The organism is Variovorax boronicumulans, from assembly GCF_030812215.1.
GTDB lineage: Bacteria > Pseudomonadota > Gammaproteobacteria > Burkholderiales > Burkholderiaceae_C > Variovorax > Variovorax boronicumulans_C.
Map to the genome: position 1 here is coordinate 415,688 of NZ_JAUSSG010000002.1, position 19,968 is coordinate 435,655.

The following is a 19,968-nucleotide window of genomic DNA, read 5'->3' on the forward strand; positions in this document are numbered from 1 at the left end:
GTCGGTTGCCACCCCTGCGACGCCAGAACACACAGACAACACCAGCCGGTCGCCTGCCATGGGCGCGCGGCCGGCTGCGCTCGTATTTCCACACACTGACCCGAGAAGCCATGGCACGCCCCGCCGCGTGCCGCAGCCACTCCCCATCGCTTGACAGCAAGACACCGGAGAAGCTGCACATGACCCATTCGAAGAACCGCCAGAAACCGCGCCATGCACATCGCCACCGCCGCATCGCCATCGCCGCTGCTGCCGTGGCATTGGGTGCGACAGCCCCCGCCTATGCAGAGGAAAGGGACGAAGCCGCGGAGCGCGGCAAGGCCCTGCCCACCGTGACCGTCACGAGCGACGCCGAGGAAAGCGCGACCGGCCCGGTGAGTGGCTTCGTCGCCAAGCGCGGCGCCACCGCCACCAAGACCGACACCCCGTTGATCGAGACGCCGCAGGCCATCTCTGTCATCACGCGCGACCAGATCGAGGCCCAGGGCGCGCTCACGCTGCGCGAAGTCACCAACTACACGGCCGGCGTGGTGTCGAGCTACTTCGACAGCCGTGGTGACTCGTTCAAGGTGCGCGGCGGCGACGCGATCCAGTACCTCGACGGCCTGCAACGCACGTATGGCACCTACAACAGCACCAAACCCGACCCCTACACGCTCGAACGCGTCGAGCTGCTGCGCGGCCCGTCGTCGGTGCTGTACGGCCAGGGAGGTGTCGGCGGCGTGCTGAACCTCGTGTCGAAGCGGCCGCAGGCCGAGACGCAACGCGAGGTGCAACTGCAGTACGGCAGCTTCAACCGAAAGCAGATCGCGGCCGATTTCACCGGTTCGCTCGACCCCGAGAGCAAGTGGATGTATCGCCTCGTGACCGTCAACCGCGACAGCGCCACGCAGGTCGACCACGTTCCCGACGACCGCATCGTCATCGCACCCTCGCTCACCTGGCGCCCGAGCGCCGACACCTCGCTCACGCTGCAGGCGCTCTACCAGAAGGACAAGAGCGGCTCGCTGATCGGCTTTTTCCCGTGGCAGGGCACGCTGCTGCCTTCGCTCTACGGACAGATCCCGACCTCGGCCTTCGCCGGCGAGCCGGGGTTCGATCGCTTCAATTCGCGCAACACCTCGCTGGGCTATCTCTTCAGCCACCGCCTGAACGACACCTGGACTTTCCGCCAGAACCTGCGCTCGACCGAGACCAAGGTCGACTACTACACCTCGTACACCAGCTTCGCGGCCAACCGCGCGACCGGCCGGCCCGCGCGCCCCGTCTTCAATGCCGATGCGCGCACCATCGAGCGCGACCTGAGCATCGACATCAACGGCGGCAAGATGCTGCTCATAGACAACCAGGCCGAGGCGCATTTCAAGACAGGCGCGGTCGAGCATACGCTGCTGGTCGGCGCCGACTTCCAGCGCAACACGACCTCCAAGCTCTCGGGGCGCGGGCGCGCCGGCGCAATCGATATCTATGCACCTGTCTACGGCAACTACACACCTCCGACCAGCCTCACGCGTGCGCCCGAGGTGGTGCAAAAACAGGCCGGCCTCTACCTGCAGGACCAGGTGAAGTACGGCCGCTGGATCGGCCTCCTGGGCCTGCGTCACGACAAGGCCACCACCAGCACCGAAGGCAGCCCCACCCCCACCGTCGACGACAGGGCGACCACCAAGCGCGCGGGCCTCGTGTACCTGGCCGACGGCGGCTGGGCACCGTACCTGAGCTATGCCGAATCGTTCCTGCCGCTGGGCGGCGTCGACCTGAACAACACGCCCTTCAAGCCGCAGCGCGGCAAGCAATGGGAAGCGGGCGTGAAGTGGGAACCCGTGGGCCAACGCACCTCGTTCATGGCTGCGGTGTATGACCTGCGCGACACCAACCGCAAGACCACCGACCCGGCCAATCCGCGCAACAGCGTGCAGATGGGCGAGGTGCACGTGAAGGGACTGGAGCTCGAATACAAGGGCAGCATCGCGCGCGACTGGGACTGGATCGCCTCCTACGCCTACACCGACGCGCGCGTCTCGCGCAGCAACGGCTCGGACCTAGGCAAGCGCATCTCGGGCGTGCCCAAGCACACGGCCTCGGCCTGGGTGACGCGGCGCTTCTCCATCGGCGGCGTGCCGGGCTTCACTGTCGGCGGCGGCATCCGCTACCTGGGCGAATCGTGGGATGGCATGGACGGCATCCGCACGCCTTCAGCCACCTTGCTCGATGCGATGTTCGCGTGGGACAACGGCCCGCTGCGCCTGTCGCTCAACGTGGCCAACCTCGCGGACAAGGTGCAGATCACCACCTGCCTCGCGCGCGGCGACTGCTTCTACGGCCAGCGCCGTACCGTGACTGCGAACGCGACGTATCGCTTCTGAAGAAAATCCCCGCGCGCCGGAAGGTCTGGCGCGCGGGCGACAACCCCATGCCAAAGGGGGCTTCTAGAATCGCGCCGTTGTCCGGTTCGCCGGGCGGCAAGCGTTCTCAGGGCGGGGTGCAATTCCCCACCGGCGGTGATGGCGACCGAAAGGTTGCACAAGCCCGCGAGCGCCCAAGGCCTGCGCAAGCAGGCGGCGGGGTCAGCAGATTTCGGTGCGATTCCGAAGCCGACGGTCACAGTCCGGATGAAAGAGAGCGCGAAATGCGGGCACGCCCGCGCGTTCTGCCATGCATGAGCGCGCGGCGAGCTTTGCGGTTTCGTGCGCCCTGATTCAGGAAACCTGCTTTTCAGAGGCACACCATGAGTCAGATCAACGACCTTCCCCTCTCCGCCATCACCGCGTCGAATTCGTCACGCGGCGAGCGCATCGCTTTCGTCGAGGCGCAGTGGCATTCCGACATCGTCCACCAGGCACGCGACGCCTTTCTCGAAGAGATGGCGCGCCTGGGCGTGGCGCGCGAGCTCATCGACATCTTCGACGTGCCGGGCGCCTTCGAGATTCCGCTGCACGCCAAGCGCCTGGCCAACTCGGGCAAGTACGCGGCCATCATCGGCTGCGCGCTGGTGGTCGACGGCGGCATCTACCGCCATGAGTTCGTCGCGAACACGGTGGTCAGCACGCTGATGTCGCTGCAGCTGGAGACCGACGTGCCGATCTTCTCGGCCGTGCTCACGCCGCACCACTTCCACGAGCATGTGGAGCACCGCAAGTACTTCCATCGCCATTTCGCGATCAAGGGCACTGAAGTGGCCGAGGCCTGCTTCAAGACGCTCGAAGCGCTGAAGAAGGTGGACGCGGCACTGGCTGCGTGACAACGGAGGGGCGTCCGCAGTAATCTGCGCGGATGGCTTCTTCACCCGCTTCCGAAGACCGCTACATCCTCTACGGCGCGCCCGGCTCGGGTGCCACGCCGGTCCATGCGGCGCTGACGCTGATCGGCGCGCAGGTCGAGACCGTCGACGTCGCCACCTGGGAGAGCGACGCCGAGCGCGAGCGCATGTCCAAGGTCAACCCGATGCGGCAAGTGCCCGCGCTGGTGCTGCCCTCGGGCGAGGTAATGACCGAGAGCGCAGCCATCCTCATCTGGCTCGGCGACCGCTACCCCGAAGCCGGGCTCTGCCCCGCGCCCGGCGACCCGCTGCGTGCGCGCTACCTGCGCTGGATGGTCTACCTGCCGGCGGCCATCTACTCGCTCTTCTGGGTGCGCGACGAGCCCACGCGCCTCACACCCGATCCCGCGGCGCAGGCCGTGATGCTCGAGCGCAGCGCAGAGCGCATTGCGCAATGCTGGCACCTGATGGACACGCAGATCGACGAGCCCGCGCCCTACCTGCTCGGCGAGAAGATCAGCATGCTCGACCTGTACGTGACGGTGCTGTCGCGCTGGACGCCGCAGCGCCGGCGCTTCTACCGCGTGGCCCCCCGCATGGCACGCGTGGTGCGGCTCGTGGATGCCGATCCGAGGCTGGCCGAATTCTGGGCCGCGCGCTTTCCGTTCTCGATGGACGAGGAAGCCAAGAAGAACTGACTGACACCCGCGCTTCCGATAATCGACGCCATGACCGCACGCACCCCCACCACCGATTACCCGATGACGATCTATCACAAGCCCAACTGCAGCACGTCGCGCAACGTGCTGGGCTTGATCCGCGAAAGCGGCGTCGAACCGACGATCGTCCTGTACCTGGAAACGCCGCCTTCGAAGAAGAAGCTGCGCGAACTCGCCAAGGCCATGGGCATGACCGCGCGCGACCTGCTGCGCACGAAGGAAGCGCCGTACGAAGAACTGAAGCTCGCCGACTCGAAGTGGAGCGACGACCAGTTGTTCGATGCGATCGTGGAGAACCCGATCCTCCTGCAGCGTCCGATCGTCGTCTCACCCCGCGGCACGTTGATGTGCCGGCCGTGGGAGCGCGTGCGGGAAATACTCCCCGCTTAAAGCCGTTGTTGATCCGCGGCCTGCTGCGCCAGGCCCCACGCGACATGCTCGCGCACGAGTTCGCTCGAATGCGCGGCGCGCGTTGCCAGCGCTTCCTTCGCGCCGTCCTCGCCCGTCCTCGCCGCGTTGCCCAGCGCCACCGCGATGTTGCGCAACCACCGCTCGTGCCCGATGCGGCGTATCGGGCTGCCCTCGGTACGGCGAAGGAAGTCGTCTTCGGTCCATGCGAAGAGCTCGGCCAGCGTGCGCCCCGTGAGGCCTTCGCGCGCGTCGAAATCGGGCAATGCGCTTTTCTTCGCGAACTTGTTCCAGGGGCAGATCAGCTGGCAGTCGTCGCAGCCGTAGATGCGGTTGGCCATCAGCGGCCGCAGTTCCTCCGGGATCGGCCCGCCATGCTCGATGGTGAGGTACGAGATGCAGCGCCGCGCGTCGAGCCGCCGCGGCGCGACGATCGCCTGCGTCGGGCACACGTCGATGCAGGCGCTGCAGCTGCCGCAGTGCGCGGTAACGGGCTCGCTCTCGGGCAGCGCCATGTCCACATAGATCTCGCCGAGAAAGAACATCGAGCCCGCGTCGCGGTCCAGCACCAGCGTGTGCTTGCCGCGCCAGCCCTGGCCGCTGCGCGAAGCAAGCTCGGCTTCGAGCACGGGCGCCGAATCGGTGAATGCACGGTGGCCGAACGGACCGACCTCTTCGGCGATCTTCTCGGCCAGTTTCGCGAGGCGATTGCGCAGCACCTTGTGATAGTCGCGCCCCCGCGCATAGACGGACACGATGGCCTCGCCGGGCCGCGCGAGGCGATCGAACTCGATGGCCTGCCAGTCGGGGGGCGTATCGCGCGGCAGGTAGTCCATGCGCGCGGTGATCACGCTCACGGTGCCCGGCACCAGCTCGGCGGGGCGCGCTCGGCGTGTGCCGTGCGTTTCCATGTATTGCATTTCGCCATGGAACCCATGGGCCAGCCACTGCATCAGACCGTCCTCGGCGCTCGATAAATCGACGCCCGCGATTCCGATTTGGGAGAATCCGAGTTCCCGGGCCAAAGCCTGAATACGAACAACGAGTGGATGGCTGACGATCACTTGCCGATTGTAGAAACGCCCAAGGGCACCCCACGCACCCGCGTCCTGCGCTGGGGCAGCGAAGCCGACACCGACGCCTTCGCGCAATCGCTCGCCGCCTCGCCCGCCTTGCGCGATGCCTTCATCGCCCTCGAAGGCGACCTGGGCGCCGGCAAGACCACCTTCGTTCGCCACCTGCTGCGCGCACTCGGCATCACGGGGCGCATCAAGAGCCCCACCTATGCGGTGGTCGAGCCCCACGAGGCGCCCGACGGCCTGCAGATCTTCCATTTCGACTTCTATCGCTTCGCCGACCCGCGCGAATGGGACGACGCCGGTTTCCGCGACATCTTCGCGGGCCCGGGCCTCAAGCTGGCCGAATGGCCAGAAAACGCCGCGGGCCGCACACCGATTGCCGACCTCGCTATTAAAATAGAAGCAATGACCGACGACACACGCAGCGTGACCCTCCTCGCGAACACCCCTCGCGGCAGCGATCTGCTGGCGCGCATCGCCGCATGAAGGCGGGTGGACTGAAACGGCGCGTGCTGCTGCAGGGCGGCAGCATCGCGCTGATGCTCGGCGTGCACCAGATCGCACGCGGCGCCACCATCCTTGCGGTTCGCGTCTGGCCCGCAGCCGACTACACCCGCGTGACCATCGAGTCCGATGCGCGGCTCACCTCGCAGCAACTGGTGGTGGGCAGCCCGCCGCGGCTGGCCGTGGACATCGAAGGCATCGAGCTCAACAGCGAACTGCGCGAACTGGTCGGCAAGATCAAGCCGGGCGATCCGTACATCAACGGCCTGCGCGTCGGGCAGAACGCGCCGACGGTCGTGCGCATCGTGTTCGACCTGAAGCAGACGGTGCGGCCGCAGGTGTTCTCCCTCGCGCCGGTGGCGGCGTACAAGCACCGGCTGGTGCTCGACCTGTATCCCGAGCAGGCCATCGATCCGATGGAGGCGCTGATTGCCGAGCGGCTGCGCGATGCGCCCAAGCCAGGCAGCGGCACCAACAATGGCTCGTCGGTGGCCGGCATTGCGCCCTCCGCGCCCGCAGCGCCGGTGCGTCCCGCAATGCCCGCGGGCGATCCGCTGGGCGATCTCATGGCGCAGCAATCGATGCGCCCCGGCCCCGCAGCGCCCGCGCCGCCGGTCGTGGCGGGCGCCGACCGGCCTTCCGCTCCGCCCGTGCTCGTGGCGCCGGCACCGCTGCCGCCCGTGGTGGGCACCGCGCCGGTAAAGCCCGTGCCGCCGCCCGTCGCGGTCGCACGCGGCGGCGCCACCGCGAGCCGCACCGACCGCATCATCATCGTGGCGCTCGACCCCGGCCACGGCGGCGAAGACCCCGGCGCCACCGGCCCCAGCGGCACGCGCGAGAAAGACATCGTGCTGCAGATCGCCTTTCGCCTGCGCGACCGCATCAACGCGGGCAGCGTCAACGGCAACCCGATGCGCGCCTTTCTCACCCGCGATGCCGACTTCTTCGTGCCACTGGGCGTGCGCGTGCAGAAGGCGCGGCGCGTGCAGGCCGACCTGTTCGTGAGCATCCATGCCGATGCCTTCACCACGCCCGCCGCGCGCGGCGCCAGCGTCTTCGCACTGAGCCAGAGCGGCGCATCGAGCAGCGCGGCGCGCTGGTTGGCCAACAAGGAAAACGATGCCGACAAGGTCGGCGGCGTGAACGTCGGCAATCACGAGGCGCAGGTGCAGCGCGCACTGCTCGACATGAGCACGACGGCGCAGATCAACGACAGCCTGAAGCTCGGCGGCGCGATGCTCGGCGAGATCAAGGGCATCGGTGCGCGGCTGCACAAGGGCCAGGTCGAGCAGGCCGGCTTCGCGGTGCTGAAGGCGCCGGACATTCCAAGCGTGCTGGTGGAGACGGCCTTCATCAGCAACCCCGAGGAAGAAGCCAACCTGCGCCGCGTCGACTACCAGGAGAACCTGGCCGATGCGCTGATGCGCGGCATCCAGCGTTACTTTGCGCAGAATCCGCCGCTCGCGCGCAGCCGGCAGCTCTAGACCTTAGGCTCGCCCCCGGCTTCGCGCACTTCGTATCGCTTCTCCTTTCCCTACCGGGGACGACACCAGCGGCCCGGCAAAGCCGGTTCCGCGGTGTCCCGCGAAAAGGCGCATGCACGGCCCCTTTGTAAAGCCAAAGCACGCCTTCTGTCCCACGCAGGCCGGCCCATCACACCGCACAGGCAGGCGCGGCAGGCTCCTACACGTGGCGGGCGGCACTTTTGCAGATGATGAATCCATCACTCCTCGAAAGGTGGACATCATGAAGACACGTCTCTGGATCGCTGCAGCTGCAGCCACTTCGGTCATGGCAATCGCGGGCTGCGCAAGCGGTCCCAACCAGAACCTGGGTACCGGTGTGGGCGCGGTCGGCGGTGCGCTGGTGGGCAATGCCATCGGCGGCAACACCGCCAGCACGGTGGGTGGTGCCGCCATCGGCGGCCTCATCGGGAACCAGGTCGGCCGCAATGCCGACGAGCGCAACTACTACAACCAGCAGCGCTATCCGCAGGGCAGCAACTACTACCCGAGCAACGGTCCGCGCTATTGAGCGGACCCAAGCCGTTGGCTGAATGAAAAAGCGCGCCTCGGCGCGCTTTTTCACGTCCGCTGAAACGCCTCAGGCCTGGGCAGCGGCCCGCGCCTTTTCGGCCTTCGACGCGCGCCACGCACCGAAGATGGCCAGCAGCCCCGGCACGAAGATCAGTGCCCAGATGATCTTGTCCAGGTGCTGCTTCACGAACGGCAGGTTGCCGAAGAAGTAGCCGGCGGTCGCGATGCCCAGCACCCAGATCAGCGCGCCCACCACGTTGTACATGGTGAACTTCGCGCGACTCATCTCCGCCACGCCCGCCACGAACGGCGCGAAGGTGCGAATGAACGGCATGAAGCGCGCAAGGATGATGGTGATGCCGCCGTAGCGCTCGTAGAAGCTGTGGGCCTGGTCGAAGGCCTTGCGGTTGAAGAAGCGCGAGTTCTCCCACTGGAAGACCTTCGGTCCGAAGTAGCGGCCGATGGAATAGTTGGTCTGGTCGCCGAGGATGGCCGCGGCGATCAGGATGCCGCAGGCCAGCGGGAAGTTCATGAGCCCCGCGCCGCACAGCGCGCCGACGATGAAGAGCAGCGAGTCGCCCGGCAGGAACGGCATCACCACCGCGCCGGTCTCCACGAAGACGATCAGGAAGAGCAGCGCATACACCCAGGGCCCGTAGGCAATGACGAATGCTTCGAGGTGTTTGTCGACGTGAAGGATGAAGTCGACGAGAAAGCTGATGATTTCCATGGCCGCGGATTATCCTTGTTGACGTTCTGCGCCTCTTTCGAATTCCCCCATGATTCACATACGCGAAGCCCTCGATGCGGACTGGCCCGCCATCTGGTCCGTGCTCGAACCGACGTTCCGCCGCGGCGACACCTACACCTATCCGCCCGACGTGAGCGAGGAAACGGCCCGCCATTCGTGGACGAAAGTACCCACCCATACGTTCGTGGCCTGCAACGAAGAGGGCACGGTGCTCGGTACCTACGTCATACGCCCCAATCAGCCCGGCCAGGGCGCGCACGTGAGCAACTGCGGCTACGTGGTGTCCGAGGCCGCGCGCGGCCTGGGCGTGGCCTCGGCGCTGTGCGAACACTCGCAGCAGCAGGCCCTGCGCATGGGCTTTCTGGCGATGCAGTTCAACTTCGTCGTGTCCACCAACGCGCGCGCGGTGCGGCTCTGGCAACGGATGGGCTTCGCCATCGTCGGCACGCTGCCCGGTGCGTTCAGGCATCCGCAGCACGGCTTCGTGGATGCCTTCGTCATGTACAAGCAGTTGCAAAATTTCGCGACCCGCGGCTCGGCATGAAGAAGATCGATCCGCGGCTCCTGCAGGCTTTCGTGGCCGTCGCGCGCGAGGGCTCGGTCTCGCGCGGTGCGCAGCGCCTCTTCCTCACGCAACCGGCGGTGAGCCTGCAACTCAAGGAACTCGGCGCGCTGGTCGAGCTGGAGTTGTTCCAGCGCACCCCCACCGGTCTCCTGCTGACGCGCGACGGTGCGGCGCTGCTGAACCATGCCGAGCACGCGCTCGAAGGGCTGAACGATTTCGCGGTGGCCGCGGACCGGCTCAAGGGCGGCGTGCGCGGATCGCTGCGCATCGGCACCATCCTCGACCCGGAGTTCACGCGGCTCAGCCCGCTCCTGAAAGAGTTGGTCACGCTCGCGCCCGAACTGGAGACCGAACTGCACCACGGCACGAGCGGCGAAGTGCTGGCCCGACTCCTCAACAAGGAACTGGACATCGGCTTCTACCTGGGCGACCCCGATGCAAGCGATCTGCCGCAGGCCAGCTCGGCCGCGCGGCGCGGCGACGGCAAGACCTTCCATTCGGAGGTGCTGACCCGCTTCGACTACCAGGTGATCGGCCCGAGCGGCTGGGCGCCGCAGGTGCTGGGACGCGAATGGCCGGACCTGGCCTGCCTGCCGTGGGTGCTCGCGCCACCGACCTCCTCGCATTCGCGCCTCTTGGCCCCCGTGCTGCAACAACACCGGCTGGTGTTGAAGAAGGCGGCGCAAGCCGACCAGGAAACCTCGATGCTCGCGCTGGTGCGTGCGGGCGTGGGCATTTCGCTGGCGCGCGATGCGGTGGCGTTGCGCGCCAGCCAGCGTGACGGACTGGTGATCGCCGACCGGGTGAGCATCGGCTGCGACCTGCGCTTCGTCTGCCTGGCCGGATCGCTCAAGCGCCCGGAAGTGGCCTGCGCGTGGCAGGCCCTGTCGCGCGCATGGCGGCGCGCGTTCTGAACTGCGCCGGCTTCAGACCCGGCGCTGCGCCATCGCGCTGAGCGCGGCGTCGGGCCGCATCGCACCGCGCACCGGTGTGGCCGCAACCTTGCGCCAGCCCTTTGGCATGCAGGCCAGCATCAGCGCCGCGAGCAGTGCCGCGCTTCCGAGCGCGTACAGCCCGGCCGCCGAGCCGCCGTGGTGCTGCTCCACATAGGTCCTCAAGCTCGGCGCCACGAAGCCGCCGAGGTTGCCGATGGAGTTCACCAGCGCAATGCCCGTGGCGATGCCCAGCCCCGAGAGCCGCTCCGACAGGAAGGCATAGAAGATGGGCGTGCCCGAGAGGTACGTCGATGCACCGATCGACAGCGCCGCGATCGCGAAGATCGGAGAACCATGCGCCGACAGGCACACGCACACGCCGAAGATCGTGTACAGCGTGGCCACGGTGATGCGCCGCCGGTCATGGTGGCGGTCCGACCAGCGCGTGACGAAGTACACGACGAACAGCGCCAGCACCCACGGAATGCTGGTGACGAAGCCCACCATCAACCCGATCTTCTGGCCGAGGATCTGCGCCACCTGGCTCGGCAGGTAGAAGATCAAGCCGTAGGCGGCGATCTGCACGATGAAGAAGTTCACCGCGAAGAACATCACCTTCGGATTGCGCAGCGTCTGCATCACCGTGTGCGGACTGTCGACGGATTTCTCGGCCGCCTCCTGGTCGAGCACCGCCTGCAGGGCGTCCTGCTGGGGCCGCGTGAGCCACGGGGCGGCATGCGGCCGGTCGACGATCACGAAGAACGCGACGATGCCCACCACCACCGCCATCGCGCCCTCGATCAGGAACATCCATTCCCATCCCTTCAGGCCGCCGATGCCGTGCATGTCGAGCAGCGCGCCGGAAACCGGTCCGCCGATGACCAGCGCACCCGCAAAGCCGAACAGGAGGATGCCGTTGGCCTGCGCCCTGACCTTCGCGGGGAACCAGTAGGTCAGCGTCAGCAGCACGCCGGGATAGAAGCCCGCCTCCGCGATGCCCAGCAAGAAGCGCAGCACGTAGAACGACATCTCGCTGGTGGCGAACATCATGGCCGACGCCACGAGCCCCCAGGTCACCATGATCCGGCACAGCCAGATGCGCGGGCCGACGCGCGAGAGGATCACGTTGCTCGGTACCTCGAAGATCGCGTAGCTCACGAAGAAGATTCCCGCGCCCAGCGCGAAGGCGCTGTCGCTGATGCCGGTGTCGATCTGCAGCGCGCTCTTGGCGAAGCCGACGTTCACCCGGTCGAGAATCGACATGATGTACATGACGATCAGCATCGGAAGAAGGCGCCAGCGGGCCTTGCGGATCGCGCCGCTCACCAGGTCGCTGTAGGGACTCGTTGTCATTGTTGTTGTCTCCGGATGGTTGTTGTGTCTGTGGGGATGCGCCGGTGCGTCAGCCGCGCGCGACGGCACCCGCCACCGGGTTCGTGACCGCACCCAGGCCGTCGATCTCGACCGTCACCACATCGCCGCGCTTCAAGAAGCGCGGCGGCTTGAGCCCGAGGCCCACGCCCGCGGGCGTGCCGGTGAGGATCAGGTCGCCGGGCTCCAGCGTCATTGCGCGCGAGAGGTAGGCGATGAGGTAGGCGACCGAAAAAATCATCTCGCGCGTGTTCGACGACTGCACCGCCTCGCCATTGACGCGGCAATAGATGCCCAGCGACTGCACATCGGCAATCTCGTCGCGCGTGACCATCGTGGGCGCCAGCGGGCAGAAGCCGTCGAGCGACTTGCCGCGCACCCATTGCGCCTCGCCCAGCTGCACGTCGCGCGCGCTCACGTCGTTGGTCGCCACGTAGCCGAAAACGTGCGAGAGCGCATCGGCCTCGCGCACGCCGCGCGCACGGCGGCCGATGACCACGCCCAGCTCGGCCTCCCAGTCGACCTTCTCGGTGAAGCCTTCGGGCCACGCGATCGGGTCGCCATGCGCGGCCAGCGTGTTGCCGAACTTGGCGAAGATGACCGGCTTCTCGGGGATGGCGAGGCCGGTCTCGATGCAGTGGTCGCGGTAGTTCGCGCCCACGCAGACGATGTTGCGCGGCACCAGCGGGGCCGCGGGCTCCAGGCTCGCGAGCGGCACGGGCTCGCCGTCATCGCGCCAGGCCGCGCCCTCCACGATGGCCTGCATGTCGCGCGCATCCACGAGTTGCAGCGCGCCCTCCTTCACATACCCCACGCGCAGGCCGTCCTGCGCTCGAACCGTCATCCACTTCATTGCTCGACTCCGATGGTTGAAAAAATCTGGCTTGTTCGTGCCGGTGATTGCGTCAGTGGTTGCGGCGGGGAATGCCCGCGGTCTGCGCCACGCGCTGGTACTTGGTGGCGGGCTTGAGCACCATCCCTTCGGAGAGGGTGTCCACCATGGCGCGCTGGATTTCCTGCCAGGGCGTCTGGCTCGCGGGAATCGGGTAGCCGCCGCTCGCCTCGAGCGCGCGCGCACGCGCCTGCAGCACCTCGTCGCTCACGAGCATGTTCACCGTGCGGTGCTTGAGATCGACGCGCACCGCATCGCCGGTCTGCAGCAGCGCGAGACCCGCGCCCGCGGCCGCCTCCGGCGAGGCATTCAGGATCGAGGGCGACCCCGAGGTGCCCGACTGCCGCCCGTCGCCGATGCACGGCAGTGCCGACACGCCGCTCTTGAGCAGGTGCGCGGGCGCCCGCATGTTGACCACCTCGGACGAGCCCGGATGCCCGATGGGCCCGACGCCGCGCATGAACAGGATGCAGCGCGCGTCGATGTCGAGCGTCGGGTCTTCGATGCGGCGCTCGAAATCCTCCGGCCCGTCAAACACGATGGCGCGCCCGACGAAGGCGTCGGTATCGCCCGGCGTGCTGAGGTAGCGCGCCCTGAACTCGTCGGAGATCACGCTGGTCTTCATGATCGCGCTGTCGAACAGGTTGCCCGACATGACGAGGAAGCCCGCGTTCTCCTTCAGCGCATTGCCGAAGGAGCGGATCACATCGGCGTCCTTCACCGGCGCATCGACGCAGTTGACGGCCAGGGTCTTGCCGTTGACGGTGAGCGCGTCTTCGCGGATGAGGCCGTGGCGATGCAGCTCCGCGACCACAGCGGGCACGCCGCCCGCGCGGTAGAACTCCTCGCCGAGGTATTTGCCGGCCGGTTGCATATCGAGGATGAGCGGCACCTCGAGCCCGACCGTCTCCCAGTCCTGCACAGTCAGGTCGACACCCGCGTGCTTGGCAACGGCCACCAGGTGGATCGGCGCGTTGGTCGAGCCGCCGATGGCCGAGTTGACGACGATCGCGTTCTCGAAGGCAGAGCGCGTGAGGATGTCCGAGGGCTTCAGGTCCTCGCGCACCATCTCGACGATGCGGCGCCCCGTTTCGTAGGCCATCTGCCCACGCTCGCGGTAAGGCGCCGGAATGGCCGCGCAGCCGGGCAGGCTCATGCCGAGGGCTTCGGCCAGCGCATTCATCGTCGAGGCCGTGCCCATCACGTTGCAATGGCCGGCAGAGGGCACCGTGGAGGCGACCAGGTCGATGTAGCCGGGAAAGTCGATGCTGCCCTTGGCGAACAGTTCGCGCGCCTTGAACAGCGTGGTGCCGGTGCCCGTGCGCTGCCCGTCGTGCCAGCCGTTGAGCATCGGCCCGCCCGACAGGATGATCGCGGGAATGTTGGCGGTGGCCGCGGCCATGAGCGCGGCGGGCGTGGTCTTGTCGCAGCCGGTGGTGAGCACGACGCCGTCGATCGGATAGCCCGTGAGGATTTCCACAAGCCCCAGGTATGCGAGGTTGCGGTCCAGCGCGGCGGTGGGGCGGCGGCCGTTCTCCTGGATCGGGTGCATCGGGAACTCCATCGCGATGCCGCCCATCTCGCGGATGCCGTCGCGCACGCGCTGCGCCAGCTCGCGGTGGTGGCGGTTGCAGGGCGTGAGGTCGGAGCCGCTCTGCGCGATGCCGATGATGGGCTTGCCGGATTGCAGTTCTTCGCGCGTGAGGCCGTAGTTCAGGTACCAGGCCAGGTGCAGGACCGAGAGTTCGCTGTGCTCGGGGTTGTTGAACCACGCGGCGGAGCGGAGGGGGCGGGTTGTTGTCATGGCGTCTCTGTTCAGTGGGGTGAGCGGAAAGAGCGCGCGAGACGACCCCTCGCGAGATGGCTTCGCCATCGCGATTCGTTCGGGTGTCTCCGGTGCGTTCTTGTGGTGCGGCGCAAGCTTAGGCAAAGGCCTTCGCGGGCGCCAATGAGATCGGTTGAGGGGCTGTATAAGCGCGGCAAATACACCGGCACACCGGCGTACCCATGCAAGACCGGGTTTTGGGCCCGCTTTTAGAATGTTTCCGGTGAGCGCACTACCCTCCTCCATTCCCCCCTCCCCCCGCCGCCCGATCCGCGAGCTTCCCGATGAGCTGATCAGCCAGATCGCCGCCGGCGAAGTGGTCGAGCGGCCGGCCTCGGTGGTGCGCGAACTGCTCGACAACGCCCTCGATGCGGGCGCGAGCCAGATCACGGTGCGGCTTGCCTCGGGCGGCGTGCGGTTGATCTCTGTGGAAGACGACGGCCTGGGCATTCCGCGCGAAGAACTCACGGTGGCCCTGCGCCGCCATGCCACCAGCAAGATCGCGAGCCTGGACGACCTGGAGACGGTCGGCACCATGGGCTTTCGCGGCGAGGCGCTCGCGGCGATCAATGCGATTGCCGAGCTCAGCATCCTCTCGCGCTTCACCGGTGCCGACAGCGCCTTCGCGCTCGACGGCCGCACCGGCGAACTGCGCCCGGTGGCGCGTTCGGTCGGCACCACGGTCGAAGTGCGCGAACTCTTTTTTGCGACGCCCGCGCGCCGCAAGTTCCTCAAGACCGATGCCACCGAGCTGGCCCATTGCATCGAGGCGGTGCGCCGCCACGCGCTGGCCCGGCCCGAGGTCGGCTTCTCGGTCTGGCACGACGGCAAGCTGGTCGAGCAATGGCGCGCGGCCGACGCACGCGAGCAGCGGCTGGCCGATGCGCTCAGCGACGACTTCGTGGCCAAGAGCGTGGCCGTCGAGCACGTGGGCGGCGTGGTGCGCGTGGTCGGCCGCGCCGGCATTCCCGATGCGGCGCGCTCGCGCGGCGACCAGCAGTTCTTCTATGTCAACGGCCGCTTCGTGCGCGACAAGGTGCTCTCGCACGCGGTGCGCAGCGCCTATGAAGACGTGCTGCACGGCCAGCGCCAGCCGATCTATGCGCTGTACCTGGAGATCGATCCGTCGCGCGTCGACGTGAACGTGCACCCGACCAAGATCGAGGTGCGCTTTCGCGATGGCCGCGAGGTGCACCAGGCGGTGCGCCACGCCATCGAGGACGCACTGGCCGCGCCGCGCGCTGGCGATGCAGTGGCCCCCAGCGGTGCGCCGCAGCCCTTCTTCAAGGAGACCCCGCTGCCTGAGAGCGCGAGCTGGTCGCAGCCGGCCATGAACTTCGTGGCACGGGAGCGCGGTGCCGGCGATTTCGAGGCGATGTGGCCGCGCCGCACCGACGAACTCGGGCATGCACCCGATTCCACGCCCTCGCACTGGCCCCTGACCGACGCGGCGCCGATGACCTTCAGGGCACCCGTGGGGCTGCCCTCGAGCCCCGAAGAAGATCCCGCTTCCTCCGCCGCCACCAACGAGCAAGCCTGGCCCCTCGGCCGCGCGCTGGCTCAGCTGCAAGGCATCTACATCCTGGCCGAGAACACCCAGGGCCTGGTGGTGGTCGACATGCATGCGGCCCACGAGCGCATCGTCTACGAACGGCTCAAGACGCAGCTCGACGGCGCCGCCATCACCAGCCAACCGCTCTTGATTCCCGCGACCTTCGCGGCCACGCCGCAGGAAGTGGCCACGGCCGAGGCCTGCGCCGAGGTGCTGCCCACGCTGGGGCTGGAAATCACCGCGTTCTCGGCACGCACGCTCGCGGTGCGCGCCGTGCCCGGAACGCTGGCCGATGGCGATCCGGTCGAGCTGGCGCGCAGCGTGCTGGCCGAACTGGGCCAGCACGACGCCAGCACCGTGGTGCAGCGCGCACAGAACGAATTGCTGTCCACCATGGCCTGCCACGGCGCCGTGCGGGCGAACCGCAAGCTCACCATCGACGAGATGAACGCACTGTTACGCCAGATGGAAGCCACCGAGCGTTCGGACCAGTGCAACCACGGCCGGCCGACCTGGCGGCAGCTGTCGATCCGCGAGCTCGACACGCTGTTCATGCGCGGCCGATAGCCGAATCGGCACTTTTTTCAGGGTTTTCGAGGGTTTCCGGGGGTCATCCGGGGACCGGGCACGCACGTTGCATGGTCTAGCCAAAGCGCCGTCGAGCGCTGTTTCAGGGGGTTACCAGGGCGCAACGCCGGCGCGCCGTGGTGAAAGCGGATGAAACTTTCGGCCGGTATCGCTGTCCCTCAACCCCATGATGAAACGCTGGACCCTCCTCGCGTCTGTCCTCTCGCTTTGCGCTCTGCTCGCCGCCGGTTGCTCCACGTTCGACGAACAACAGCGCGAATGGATCTTTCAGCCCAGCGACCGCAGCTGGGGCAACACCGCCACCATGACGCAGGGCATGGAGGACGTCTGGATCGATTTCCAATCCTCCATCACCGGCGAACCCGCGCGACTGCACGGCCTGTGGCTGGGCGGTGCCCCCGAGACCACCGAAACCCCCGTGCTGCTGTACCTGCACGGCGCGCGCTACAACGTGGCCGGCTCGGCGCCGCGCATCCAGCGCATGCACGAGTTGGGCTTCTCGGTGCTGGCCATCGACTACCGCGGCTTCGGCAAGAGCTCCAAGGGCCTGCCCTCGGAAGAATCGGCCCGTGAAGACGCCCGCGCCGCCTGGACCTGGCTGGCCGCGCGCCACCCCAGGCAACACCGTTACATCTTCGGCCACTCGCTGGGCGGCGCCATCGGCATCGACCTGGCGGCGCATGTGAACGACGAGAGCGGCACCATCGTGGAGAGCACCTTCAGCTCCATCGCCGACGTGGTCAGCAGCTTCAAGTGGGGCTGGCTGCCGCTGGGCCCCTTCATCACACAGCGCTTCGAGGCCATCAACACCGTCAAGGACATCGGCGCACCGCTGCTGGTGGTGCATGGCACGGCCGACAGCCTGATCAATCCGACGCTGGGCCGCAAGCTCTATGACGCGGCCACGGTGCCCAAGCTGTTCGTGCTGGTCGAGGGCGGCTCGCACCACAACACCAACTCGGTGGGCGAGGCGCAGTACCGCGCGGCGCTGACGCAGCTGTTCCGCATGAAGCCCGACAACATGGTGGCGCGCAACCAGCCGAAGCTGTCGCCGCCCACGCTGGCCCTGCCGCTGCCGCCTGCGATGGCACCGCAGGACGTGCGCGACGAGGCGCGCGCGAACAGCGTGCCCGCGGCGATCTGAAACCCGATCCGTTCGGGCTGAGCCTGTCGAAGCGCTGCGCGAGGCTTCGACGAGCTCGGCCCGAACGGTTGTTCAAGCGAGGTTGAAAGGCAACTGCCGCAAAGGCTTGCCGGTGATCTGCGCCACCGCATTGGCGAACGCGGGCGCCAGCGGCGGCAGCCCCGGCTCCCCCATCCCCTTGGGCGCATCGGCGCTGGGCACGATGTGGATGTCGAACTCCGGCACCTGCGTGATGCGGGCGACCGTGAAATCGCCGAAGTTGCCCTGCTGCACAACGCCGTCCTTCAGCGTGATCGCACTGCCGGAAAGGCAGGTCGACAGCCCCATCACCGCCGCGCCCTGCACCTGCGCTTCCACGCTGCGCGGATTGACGGCCAGGTTGCAGTGCACGCCGCTGGTCACGCGGTGCAGCACCGGCTGGCCGTCCTTGACCGAGGCTTCCACCACATAGGCCACCACCGACTCGAAGGACTCGTGCACCGCCACGCCCCAGGCGCGGCCGTCCGCCAGCTTCTTCTTGCCGTAGCCGCTCTTGTCCACGGCCAGTTGCAGCGCGGCGCGATGGCGCGGGTGCTTGTCGCCGAAGAGCTGCATGCGGTAGGCCACCGGGTCCTGCTTCGTGCTGCGGGCGATCTCGTCGATCAGCGTCTCCATCACGAAGGCGGTGTGGGTCGAGCCCACGCTGCGCCACCACAACACCGGCACGTTGACCTGCGGGTGATGCACCGTCAGGCGCATCGGCACCGGGTACGGGTCGCGCATGCCCTCCACCGCCGTGGCGTCGATGCCGTCCTTCACCATCATGCCGGCGAACACCGTGCCCGCGGTGATCGACTGGCCGACGATGACGTGGTCCCACGCGAGGATCTTGCCGCGCTCGTCGAAGCCGATGCTTGCGCGGTGCAGGTGCATCGGACGGTAGTAGCCGCCCTTCATGTCGTCCTCGCGGCTCCACAGCAGGCGCACGGGTGCATCGAGGCCGGCGGCGCGCGTGGCCTTGGCGATCTCGCAGGCCTCGACCACGAAGTCGCTGCTGGGTGCGAAGCGCCGGCCGAAGCCGCCACCCGCCATCTGCACGTTCACCTTCACCTGGGCGGGATCGAGCTTCAGCGTGCGCGCCGCAGCCTGCCCGTCGGAGTCGGCGGACTGGGTGCCGATCCACAGCTCGGCGCGGCCGTCCGACAGCTTCACTGTGCAGTTCATCGGCTCCATCGGCGCATGCGCCAGGTACGGAAACACGAACTCGGCCTCGAGCTTGCGCGGCGCATTGGCCAGCGGTGCCATGTCGGCGTCGAACTTGCGGTTGCCGGGGCGGCCGGCCAGCTCGCGGTACTGGACCAGCTGCTTGTCGCTGTCCACCTTTTCCACCGCGGCCGTGTTCCATTGCAGCTTCAGCGCATCGCGGCCCAGCTTGGCCGGCCAGTAGCCATCGGCCACCACCGCCACGCCTTCGGCGCCGCGGTCCAGCGGGATGCGTACCACGGCCTTCACGCCCTTGACGGCGCGCGCGGCGCTGTCGTCCACCGAGGACAGGCGCGCGCCGAACACCGGTGGGTGCGCGACCACCGCCGTCAACTGGCCGGGATGCTTCACGTCGATGCCGAAGTCCTGCCGCCCGCTGCTCTTGGCGCGCGCGTCCAGGCGCGTGGTTGCGCGGCCGATGATCCGGAAGTTCTTCGGGTCTTTCAGCACGACCTTCTCGGGCACCGGCAGGGCCATGGCCGCCTCGGCCAGCTCGCCGTAGCCCAGCTTGCGGCCACCAGGGCCGATCACCGTGCCTGCCTGCGTGCGCAGCGTGGCCACGTCGACCTTCCAACGCGCCGCCGCGGCCGACATCAGCATGGCCCGGGCGCGCGCGCCCAGCTCGCGGTACTGCGTGAAGCTGTTCTTGATCGTGTTGGAGCCGCCGGTCAGGTGAATGCCGAAGAGCGGGTCGGCATACGCGGCATCGTTGGTGCCGCTGCGGCTGCGCACCAGCGCCCAGTCGGCGTCCAGTTCCTCGGCCAGGATCATCGGCAGGCCGGTCTGCACGCCCTGGCCGAACTCCAGGCGGTTGATGGTCACCGTGACCTCGCCATTGGGCGCGATCTGCACGAAGGCCGAGGGCTGCTGCGTCGGCTTCAGGCCGCCGGCCGCCGGCTTCGCGCCATCGGCCTGTGCCATGGCCAGATGGGGAAAGGCGCCGAGCACGAGGCCCCCGGCGCCGGCCATCTTCAGGAAGCTGCGGCGGGGCAGCGTGGCGGCTTCGTTCGCCTCGTCGGTCGAAGGCTGGACCATCAGGCGCTGCAGCGCACGCGGCAGGTCGTTGTAGTCGATGTTGGGCAACATGGTGGCGGCTCC

Annotated in this window: 17 protein-coding genes and 1 riboswitch; of the genes, 11 read left to right on the forward strand and 6 right to left on the reverse strand. The window is 67.7% G+C overall.

The window, feature by feature from the left end; all coding sequences use genetic code 11:
- Positions 1-179 precede the first annotated feature (179 nt).
- From J2W23_RS08240 to arsC, 4 genes are all read left to right on the forward strand, one after another.
- Complete coding sequence (locus tag J2W23_RS08240) at positions 180-2,366, forward strand: TonB-dependent siderophore receptor (protein WP_307648355.1); 2,187 nt, start codon at positions 180-182, stop codon at positions 2,364-2,366.
- Positions 2,367-2,464: 98 nt separating this feature from the next.
- Positions 2,465-2,628: riboswitch (FMN riboswitch) on the forward strand.
- Between the two features lie 100 nt (positions 2,629-2,728).
- Complete coding sequence (locus tag J2W23_RS08245; protein ID WP_176656500.1) at positions 2,729-3,241, forward strand: 6,7-dimethyl-8-ribityllumazine synthase; 513 nt, start codon at positions 2,729-2,731, stop codon at positions 3,239-3,241.
- A 32-nt stretch (positions 3,242-3,273) separates the two neighbouring features.
- Entirely contained in the window at positions 3,274-3,957 is a 684-nt protein-coding gene (locus tag J2W23_RS08250; RefSeq protein WP_307648356.1) for a glutathione S-transferase family protein, read from the forward strand.
- 30 nt (positions 3,958-3,987) lie between these two features.
- Positions 3,988-4,368 carry an arsenate reductase (glutaredoxin) gene (gene arsC / locus J2W23_RS08255; protein ID WP_307648357.1) on the forward strand — a complete coding sequence of 127 codons (381 nt, stop codon included), beginning with the start codon at positions 3,988-3,990 and terminating at the stop codon, positions 4,366-4,368.
- On the opposite strand, the gene queG is transcribed toward arsC, so the two are convergent.
- Complete coding sequence (queG, locus tag J2W23_RS08260) at positions 4,365-5,420, reverse strand: tRNA epoxyqueuosine(34) reductase QueG (protein ID WP_373423908.1); 1,056 nt, start codon at positions 5,418-5,420, stop codon at positions 4,365-4,367. The two genes, arsC and queG, sit on opposite strands and share 4 nt — an antisense overlap.
- A gap of 15 nt (positions 5,421-5,435) precedes the next feature.
- Between queG and tsaE the strand changes: the two genes are divergently transcribed.
- The 3 genes from tsaE to J2W23_RS08275 all read left to right on the forward strand — a co-directional run bounded on the left by tsaE (position 5,436) and on the right by J2W23_RS08275 (position 8,003).
- Complete coding sequence (gene tsaE / locus J2W23_RS08265; RefSeq protein ID WP_307648358.1) at positions 5,436-5,951, forward strand: tRNA (adenosine(37)-N6)-threonylcarbamoyltransferase complex ATPase subunit type 1 TsaE; 516 nt, start codon at positions 5,436-5,438, stop codon at positions 5,949-5,951.
- Positions 5,948-7,453, forward strand: a complete 1,506-nt coding sequence (locus J2W23_RS08270; protein ID WP_176656495.1) for an N-acetylmuramoyl-L-alanine amidase — start codon at positions 5,948-5,950, stop codon at positions 7,451-7,453. Before tsaE ends, J2W23_RS08270 begins: the two co-directional genes overlap by 4 nt.
- A 262-nt stretch (positions 7,454-7,715) precedes the next feature.
- Positions 7,716-8,003, forward strand: coding sequence for a glycine zipper domain-containing protein (locus J2W23_RS08275; RefSeq protein ID WP_176656494.1), 288 nt, complete (start codon positions 7,716-7,718; stop codon positions 8,001-8,003).
- Positions 8,004-8,072: 69 nt separating this feature from the next.
- Here J2W23_RS08275 and J2W23_RS08280 read toward each other — a convergent pair whose 3' ends face one another.
- Complete coding sequence (locus J2W23_RS08280) at positions 8,073-8,735, reverse strand: DedA family protein (RefSeq protein WP_176656493.1); 663 nt, start codon at positions 8,733-8,735, stop codon at positions 8,073-8,075.
- Between the two features lie 49 nt (positions 8,736-8,784).
- Between J2W23_RS08280 and J2W23_RS08285 the strand changes: the two genes are divergently transcribed.
- Together J2W23_RS08285 and J2W23_RS08290 are read left to right on the forward strand one after the other, a co-directional pair.
- Complete coding sequence (locus J2W23_RS08285; RefSeq protein WP_307648359.1) at positions 8,785-9,300, forward strand: GNAT family N-acetyltransferase; 516 nt, start codon at positions 8,785-8,787, stop codon at positions 9,298-9,300.
- Positions 9,297-10,235, forward strand: a complete 939-nt coding sequence (locus J2W23_RS08290; RefSeq protein ID WP_176656491.1) for a LysR family transcriptional regulator — start codon at positions 9,297-9,299, stop codon at positions 10,233-10,235. The genes J2W23_RS08285 and J2W23_RS08290 overlap by 4 nt, the downstream gene beginning before the upstream one ends.
- A 12-nt stretch (positions 10,236-10,247) precedes the next feature.
- Here the strand turns inward: J2W23_RS08290 and J2W23_RS08295 are convergent, their stop codons facing one another.
- Genes J2W23_RS08295 through J2W23_RS08305 form a run of 3 tightly spaced genes read right to left on the reverse strand, consistent with a single transcriptional unit; the run spans position 10,248 to position 14,323 of the window.
- The gene (locus J2W23_RS08295) at positions 10,248-11,609 is read right to left on the reverse strand and encodes an MFS transporter (RefSeq protein ID WP_307648360.1); all 1,362 of its coding nucleotides are present in this window, start codon (positions 11,607-11,609) and stop codon (positions 10,248-10,250) included.
- 49 nt (positions 11,610-11,658) lie between these two features.
- The gene (locus J2W23_RS08300) at positions 11,659-12,480 is read right to left on the reverse strand and encodes a fumarylacetoacetate hydrolase family protein (RefSeq protein ID WP_307648361.1); all 822 of its coding nucleotides are present in this window, start codon (positions 12,478-12,480) and stop codon (positions 11,659-11,661) included.
- 52 nt (positions 12,481-12,532) lie between these two features.
- Positions 12,533-14,323, reverse strand: a complete 1,791-nt coding sequence (locus J2W23_RS08305; RefSeq protein WP_307648362.1) for an IlvD/Edd family dehydratase — start codon at positions 14,321-14,323, stop codon at positions 12,533-12,535.
- A 235-nt stretch (positions 14,324-14,558) separates the two neighbouring features.
- Between J2W23_RS08305 and mutL the strand changes: the two genes are divergently transcribed.
- Together mutL and J2W23_RS08315 are read left to right on the forward strand one after the other, a co-directional pair.
- The gene (gene mutL / locus J2W23_RS08310; RefSeq protein ID WP_373423900.1) at positions 14,559-16,463 is read left to right on the forward strand and encodes a DNA mismatch repair endonuclease MutL; all 1,905 of its coding nucleotides are present in this window, start codon (positions 14,559-14,561) and stop codon (positions 16,461-16,463) included.
- Between the two features lie 187 nt (positions 16,464-16,650).
- Positions 16,651-17,628 (forward strand): alpha/beta hydrolase, encoded by a 978-nt coding sequence (locus J2W23_RS08315; protein WP_307648364.1) that lies wholly within the window; start codon positions 16,651-16,653, stop codon positions 17,626-17,628.
- Between the two features lie 72 nt (positions 17,629-17,700).
- Here the strand turns inward: J2W23_RS08315 and J2W23_RS08320 are convergent, their stop codons facing one another.
- Positions 17,701-19,956, reverse strand: a complete 2,256-nt coding sequence (locus tag J2W23_RS08320; RefSeq protein WP_176656485.1) for a xanthine dehydrogenase family protein molybdopterin-binding subunit — start codon at positions 19,954-19,956, stop codon at positions 17,701-17,703.
- Between the last annotated feature and the right edge of the window lie 12 nt (positions 19,957-19,968).